The 6,722-nt window shown below is 37.6% G+C and carries 8 protein-coding genes; 1 reads left to right on the forward strand and 7 read right to left on the reverse strand.

Features of this window, described 5'->3' with window-relative positions; all coding sequences use genetic code 11:
• A partial coding sequence (locus tag B3Y13_RS09645; RefSeq protein WP_296694220.1) for a solute carrier family 23 protein occupies positions 1-919 on the forward strand: 919 nt, incomplete at its 5' end.
• A gap of 41 nt (positions 920-960) precedes the next feature.
• Here the strand turns inward: B3Y13_RS09645 and B3Y13_RS09650 are convergent.
• The 7 genes from B3Y13_RS09650 to B3Y13_RS09680 form a co-directional block, all read right to left on the reverse strand.
• Positions 961-1,434, reverse strand: coding sequence for a GNAT family N-acetyltransferase (locus B3Y13_RS09650; RefSeq protein ID WP_296694223.1), 474 nt, complete (start codon positions 1,432-1,434; stop codon positions 961-963).
• A 93-nt stretch (positions 1,435-1,527) separates the two neighbouring features.
• Entirely contained in the window at positions 1,528-2,073 is a 546-nt protein-coding gene (locus tag B3Y13_RS09655) for an adenine phosphoribosyltransferase (protein WP_296668173.1), read from the reverse strand.
• Between the two features lie 11 nt (positions 2,074-2,084).
• Entirely contained in the window at positions 2,085-2,984 is a 900-nt protein-coding gene (locus tag B3Y13_RS09660; RefSeq protein WP_296019965.1) for a prephenate dehydrogenase, read from the reverse strand.
• A gap of 50 nt (positions 2,985-3,034) precedes the next feature.
• On the reverse strand, positions 3,035-4,075 hold the full coding sequence (gene tsaD, locus B3Y13_RS09665; RefSeq protein WP_296668175.1) for a tRNA (adenosine(37)-N6)-threonylcarbamoyltransferase complex transferase subunit TsaD: 1,041 nt from the start codon (positions 4,073-4,075) through the stop codon (positions 3,035-3,037).
• A 45-nt stretch (positions 4,076-4,120) separates the two neighbouring features.
• Positions 4,121-5,353, reverse strand: a complete 1,233-nt coding sequence (locus B3Y13_RS09670) for a divergent polysaccharide deacetylase family protein (RefSeq protein ID WP_296668177.1) — start codon at positions 5,351-5,353, stop codon at positions 4,121-4,123.
• A 63-nt stretch (positions 5,354-5,416) separates the two neighbouring features.
• Positions 5,417-6,238 carry a sigma-70 family RNA polymerase sigma factor gene (locus B3Y13_RS09675; RefSeq protein ID WP_296694228.1) on the reverse strand — a complete coding sequence of 274 codons (822 nt, stop codon included), beginning with the start codon at positions 6,236-6,238 and terminating at the stop codon, positions 5,417-5,419.
• Between the two features lie 294 nt (positions 6,239-6,532).
• Positions 6,533-6,722, reverse strand: a 190-nt coding sequence (locus tag B3Y13_RS09680) for a hypothetical protein (protein ID WP_296694230.1), incomplete at its 5' end; no start/stop codon positions are given.

The following is a 6,722-nucleotide window of genomic DNA, read 5'->3' on the forward strand; positions in this document are numbered from 1 at the left end:
TTCTGCGAATGCTGTCAGCGACCTTATGAAAACTTCGGTCGAAGGCGAAAGCACATACGTTGCGCTAATCTGCGGACTTATTACACTCGCCGTTACAATGATATGTTCATCTTACGGTAAAAAAATCGGCCGTCTTATTCCTTTTATCATAGGAATTCTTGCAGGCTACCTTGCAGCATCAATTTTTGCACTTATCGGCTATACAACTTCAAACCCGGCACTTACCGTAATAAATTACCATGCTTTGCTTGAAGTAAAGAGTTTTTTTGCAATTCCTAAATTTACTTTTATAGCAGGAGGAATTGAAGGCTTAAAAGGAATAACTCCAACTTACCTTCTTACAATTTTTGCAGCCTACGTTCCAGTTGCGTTTGTTGTCTTTGCAGAACATCTTGCAGACCACAAAAACCTTTCTGCAATAATTGGCGTAGATCTTCTTAAAACGCCTGGACTTACACGCACTCTTTTAGGAGATGGAATTGGAACAATCGTTTCTACGGCATTTGGCGGCTGTCCTAACACAACTTACGGCGAGTCAATCGGCTGTGTTGCAATCACCCACAACGCTTCAACAGTTTCTATCTGGGGCTGCGCAATTTTGTGTATTCTCTTTTCTCTTATAAGTCCGCTTGTTGCATTCCTCGAGACAATTCCAAACTGCGTAATGGGCGGTGTTTGTGTTGCTCTTTACGGTTTTATTGCAGTTTCCGGATTTAAAATGTTCCAGAAAGTCGACCTGAACATAAACAAAAATCTTTTTGTAGCTTCGGTAATCTTTATTACAGGTGTCGGCGGAATGGTCGTAAAAATCGGAGCCGTAGAAATTCGTACGGTTGCATGCGCCCTTATTTTAGGAATTTTAACAAATATCCTTCTCGGAGGAAATAAAAATCCTAAAAAAGACGAATCTGAAAACTAATTTGTTTTTACAAAACCGCACAATGTCAAATCTGTGCGGTTTTATTTTTTCAGCACCTTGCAAAAAGCAATCCGTTCAAAATCCTGCACAATTCCATCGTCAGTTTCTACATCGTCATAGTAATAGCAGTGTCCGCAGTAAACATATCCGTTTTTTTCGACTAAGTGCCGCATAGGAAGATTATTGCGATGAGTATCAATTTTTATGCATTTTACGCCGGGCTGATTTTCACACCAGCTAAAAATAAACGAAGCAACCCCTTTTACCTTCATTCCGGACGCGACAGAGTGAATGCACCAATAATCTTCTGTGTTTTCCGGCCACTTTCCGTCTTTTAAGTCGTCATAGGAAGGCTCTTTTTCGTGCATGAACAAAAATGTGCCTGCGACTTCCTCAGTGTTATTTTCGTTTTTATAACAGCAGACAAATTGAATTTTTTTATTGATATTTGACTCAATATTTTCTTTGTAGGGACGGTCATTTCCCCACTGAGTAGAATTTCCATTCGCCTTCATAAAATCCCGCGCTGGNNCTAGATTCTTTGAATAGAATCTAAATCTGACAATTCTGCAGTGCGGATATAAAATTCAATCTGTTGTTTTTGCATTTTATGCCCCGTAATAATTTATAAGTGTCGTTACAGGAGTCGGCGACAAAACTTTTTCATAATTCAAATCTGGAAGACCGATTACGCCTGCAATTTCCGCAACTGCCGCTCCAGCCATTGCAAAAAGTTTTTTAGCAGCATCTAAGGTTCCGCCGGTTGCAATCAAATCATCAATCAAAAGAATGCGGTCAGAAGTTTTTACATCGCTTTTATGAATTTCGATTTCTGCAGAACCGTATTCAAGGTCATAAGACTGACGGTAAACTTCGCCTGGAAGCTTTCCTTTTTTGCGAATTAAAATAAGCGGAATTGAAAGCCTGTCGGCAAGAGGAGCAGCGAACAAAAATCCACGGCTTTCTGCTCCTGCAATGGCCGTGATTTCGCCTTTTTCTACAAGCGGACGATATTTTTCTTCAAAAAAATCAAGGCAAAACTTAAATGCCTGCGGATTTGTAAAAATACTTGTCACATCATAAAAAAGAATTCCAGGTTTAGGAAAATCTGGAACACGACGGATTGCACGGTCTAAAACTGAATTGTCTTTCATAAAAAAATCCTCTATTTTTTTGCTACGGTTCTGATTGAACCCATTTTTATTCTTTTTTCGCGGCTCTCTTCCATCAATTTCATAAGGCTGTCTTTGTCATCATTTTTTATTGCATTCTTGAATTTGTTTATTTGATTTTCAAAATTTTCAATATGCCCGACAAGTTTTTCTTTATTTGAAATAAAAAGTTCAGTCCAAAGAGGAGCGTTTATCATGGCAATTCTCGTTAAATCTTCAAAACTTCCTCCTCCAAAAGCTGTAATTTGCTCGTCTTTTGCGCTGTCAACAAGAGAACATGCAATTACGTGGCAAAGCTGGCTTGTAAAACCGATTTTGTAATCGTGAATATCGCAAGTCGTTTCTGTAATCCGGGTAAAACCGATTTCTGAAATAAAATTCCGCATTGTTTCAAGATTTTCAGACTTGTTTTCAGTAAGCGGACACAAAATATAATTATGATTTATGAACATTTTTGCAGTCGAATTGACATAGCCTTCTTTTTCGCCGCCAGCCATCGGATGACCGATTATAAAATCAACGTCAGGACGCAAAATTTCCGGAAGAGATTTTTCAAAGATGCCTTTTACACCAGAAATATCAGTAACGATTGCACCGCTCTTAAAAAATTTTTTGTTTTGCTCCAAAAAATCAATCGTCGCATGCGGATAAAGACAGACATAAACAAAATCACACTCAGGAAGCATTTTTTCGTATTCGTTTGAAGTAAACGCTTTGTCGGCAACTCCTTCGTTTAAAGCCTGAGTAAGACAGGAAGTGCTTCTGTTGCAAACATAAATTTTTCCTGTTGAACCGCTTTGACACAAAATATTTTCACGGATTGCTTTTGCAATTGATCCGCCCATTATTCCCAAACCGACAATTCCGTATGTCAAATCTTTTAAATTCCGCATTTTTTCCTCTTTTTGGTGTTTTTTGTTTCGTTTTACTGAACGTTATTCCTCTAACGTCTTCCAAAAAATTCCAGGTTCTTTAAACCGCGCTTAAATTGCGGAATTCTGGCGCTCGCAGTCGTATCAATCGGGCTTGTGTCGCCGCGTTTTAAGAAATGATACGCAACTCCAGCAATCATCGCTCCGTTGTCGCCACAAAGTTTTAACGGTGGAAATATGCAGTTTAAATCGGTGCGTTCTGCAAGCATTGAGCGCAATCTTGAATTTGCGGCGACTCCGCCTCCGGCAACGACAGTTTTTATTCCGGTGTCGTCAACAGCACGCAAAAGCCGCGAAACAATCGTCTTGCAGGCAGTTTCCTGAAAAGCGGCGCAGATATTTTCGTTTGTTTTTTCATATCCAGGCTTTAAAAATAAATCCGCCTGATGAATTACTGCTGTTTTTAGTCCGCTAAACGAAACGTCATAACGGTGGTCGTCGCCCTTATCAAGTTTTGGAACAGGAAAACTAAACGCCTTAGGCTCCCCTTTCTGCGCAAGACGGTCGATAATCACTCCGCCAGGATAGCCAAGCCCATAAAATTTTGAAACCTTGTCAAAGGCTTCGCCAATCGAATCGTCAATCGTAGTTCCTAAAACTTCAAGATCATCGAAACCATTCACCTTAGCAATAATCGAATGTCCGCCGCTAACCAAAAGTCCAATATAAGGATACGGAATATCGTTTACAAGATGAGCAGCATACATATGTCCGAGCATGTGGTTTATAGCAATAAAAGGTTTATTTGTTGCCCAGGCAAGAGTTTTTCCAAAAGTAAGGCCAACCAAAAGAGCGCCCATAAGACCAGGACGATTTGTCGAAGCAATGGCATCAATATCGTCCAAGATTAAATCCGCTTCTTTTAAAGCCTGTTTTACAACCGGCAAAATCCACTCTGCGTGCTTGCGGCTTGCAATTTCCGGCACAACGCCCTTATAAATCTGGTGAAAAGGAATTTGAGTAGCCACAACGTTGCTCAAGATTGTTTTTCCGTCTTCAACGACGGCACAAGCTGTTTCATCACAAGAACTTTCAATTCCAAGAACCTTCATTTATTTCTCCAAATAATAGCAAAATACCAATTCTTCACGTTAATTTTAACGAAGCGTTGAAGGAGTTGCAAACCTATAGCCTGCTTTTAGCAGATAAGGATACATCTGTTCAAGAAGTTTTGGCAAAATTTCTGCGCTTTTATCTACGTGAGCAATCACAATCGCGCTGCCATTTTTGTTTGCCGCTTCCAAAGATTTGTATATTTCTTTGAGCATAGCCTCGCGCGAAACGATATTGTCGATATAAGGTCCGGATTTTTCAAAAATCGTCATATCGCGCTCAAGGGCAGCCTGAGGAGCCTTTGTATTTGCAGTCGTTCTGCTGTCCAAAAAATAAATTTTATTTTCAAGGCAAACATCTAAAACAGCCCCGATTCTCAAAACATCTTCTGTAACTTCGCTTCCTTCGTGGTTATTCAAGCCTTTTACACCGGGTCCGATTTCCGCCAGATTTTCATTTATGATTGAACTGATTTGAGAAAAACTCATGTCAACGCTGATTTTTCCAGGTCCCGGGTCAAGATTATGGTTTAAGGACTGCATCGGCTGGTGCAAAATAAGTTCCTTTCCTGAAGAACGGACAATGTATGCGCAATCTTTTGAATGCAAAAGTTTCGGCAAAACGGCAATTGTAAGCGGAAATGGCAGCGAGGCGTATCTTTTTGTATACTCTGCGTTCATTCCTGCATCGTCAATTACAAAAACCAAAGTCGCTCCATTTTGCGCCGGAGGAATTAAAAACGGCAAATCCTGTTTTTTTTCTGTGCTTTGAATCTGCTCATTTTTTTTAGATTTTTCAAGATTTTCTACAGTTTTGCTTTTATTTTCGATTCCAGGCTTCGTTTTTTGAATATTTTTATTTTCCGTTTGAATTTTATTTGTATTTTCTATAGATTTTACAGGATTTTTTTTAGAATCCGCATTTTGCTTTTGAGAAGTTTTATTTACGTTTTTAGAATTTTCGTCTTTTTTGGCAAAACCGGGAGATTTCTTTAACTCTTTTGAATCAGAAACTTCCTTCTTTTTTTGATTTTTGTTTAACTCACTTAAATTTTGCGGCCTTTGTTCTGTTTTTTTTTCGTTTTTTGCAATTTCCGCAACATTTTTTGATTTTGCGCTTTGAGACAAAACATTTACAGCAATGCAAACACAGCAAATCAAAAAAATAATTCCGCACAAAAGCGTCACTTTGTTTTTGTCGAGTTTAACTTTTTTAACTTTTCTGCGGCGCACAGAAGTTTTTTTTGAATGTGAATTTGAGTTTTTTTGAGTTTTCATTGGAACAAAGATGAATTTATATCTTTGTTCATAATAAGCAATTTTTCTGTCTTATGGAATACTTCAGGCAAAACTGAATTCATTCAACGAGCCTGCATATTTTTTCATTTTCTTTATAGCCCTCAATTCCATCTGCCGGACAGTTTCTGCGCTCACTCCCAAATCCGCGCTTAATTCGCGCAAAGTCGGAACATGCAGGTCGTTTTTAAAATTATATCTTCCATAAATAACCTTGCGCTCAAAATCAGGAAGAGAGTCAACCATCTTTTTAATCTGATTTTTTTCATGGACACGCAGATATTCAATTTCAGGATTGTAACTGTTATCCACGATTAAATCTCCAATCGTCACATTTCCATCTTCAGAGGCTTCAATGTCAATGCTTGTAATTGTATAAGAATGCGAAAGAGCTGACTCAATTTCTTCAGGAGTTGCTCCGCAGATTTCGGCAAGTTCTGGAACAGAAAGCTCGCGATTTGAATTCTGCTTGTATTCGTTTTTTGCAGCAACAACCTTACGTAAAAGTTCTTCTTTTCGATGAGGAAGAGCAATCATTGAAGTTTTGTTATAAACATAGCGAAGCATATACTGCAAAATCCAGCTGTATGCGTAAGTCGAAAATCTTGTATTAAAAGAATAATGATACTTCGACGCCGCCGCCATAAGTCCCAAATTTCCTTCCTGAATCAAATCCATTATCGAATTTTTTGAAGTGCATAAAAATTTTCTAGCAATGCTTATAACGAGCCTTAAATTTGAATTTACAAGTTGATTTACAGCCTGCGCGCTTCCTTTTTCAATCTGTTCAGAAAGTTTTTTCTCCTGCTCTGCATTTAAAAGAGGATATCTCCCTATCTGCTTTATATACGTTTCAAGAATTTCCATTTTTGCCTCTTTTTCCACTTTTTTGCTGAAAAGTGAAAAACCGTTTTGTATAAAATTACCGTCCTTTCATATAAAGCAAGAATTGTGCCAACTTTTATTTTCACCTCCAAAATAAAGGTCATTTTTATATTTATCTGTACTACAAGCAATTATTTTGTTTTTTATTTATCACTCTTATAACGCAAAAAATCGAAATGTCCATTTTTTTTTATAAAAAATTTAACAAGCGTTCATTTTTTTGTACAGTTTTCAAAACTGTACACTTTTTCATACTGCTGAAAATTAGCATTTTTTTTATAAATTTTTATCTAAAACAGAAAAAAATGATTTATAATTAAAGAGATTTTTAGATTGTAATAAAAAATTAAAAAAGATAAGATAAAAATAGCCGAAAACGGCATCTGTTTTATCTTTAAAAGTTTGCGTTGCAAACTTTCTTATCATTCTTATCATCGGTTGTTTATCACTTCGTTGCGAAACAACT

The sequence above is a fragment of the Treponema sp. UBA7567 genome (assembly GCF_002476655.1).
GTDB lineage: Bacteria > Spirochaetota > Spirochaetia > Treponematales > Treponemataceae > Treponema_D.

Coding starts and splice junctions, on each gene's coding strand:
- B3Y13_RS09650 (WP_296694223.1), bottom strand. CDS start 1,434: ATGAAGGCGAATGGAAATTCTACTCAGTGGGGAAATGACCGTCCCTAC.
- B3Y13_RS09655 (WP_296668173.1), bottom strand. CDS start 2,073: ATGAAAGACAATTCAGTTTTAGACCGTGCAATCCGTCGTGTTCCAGAT.
- B3Y13_RS09660 (WP_296019965.1), bottom strand. CDS start 2,984: ATGCGGAATTTAAAAGATTTGACATACGGAATTGTCGGTTTGGGAATA.
- tsaD (WP_296668175.1), bottom strand. CDS start 4,075: ATGAAGGTTCTTGGAATTGAAAGTTCTTGTGATGAAACAGCTTGTGCC.
- B3Y13_RS09670 (WP_296668177.1), bottom strand. CDS start 5,353: ATGAAAACTCAAAAAAACTCAAATTCACATTCAAAAAAAACTTCTGTG.
- B3Y13_RS09675 (WP_296694228.1), bottom strand. CDS start 6,238: ATGGAAATTCTTGAAACGTATATAAAGCAGATAGGGAGATATCCTCTT.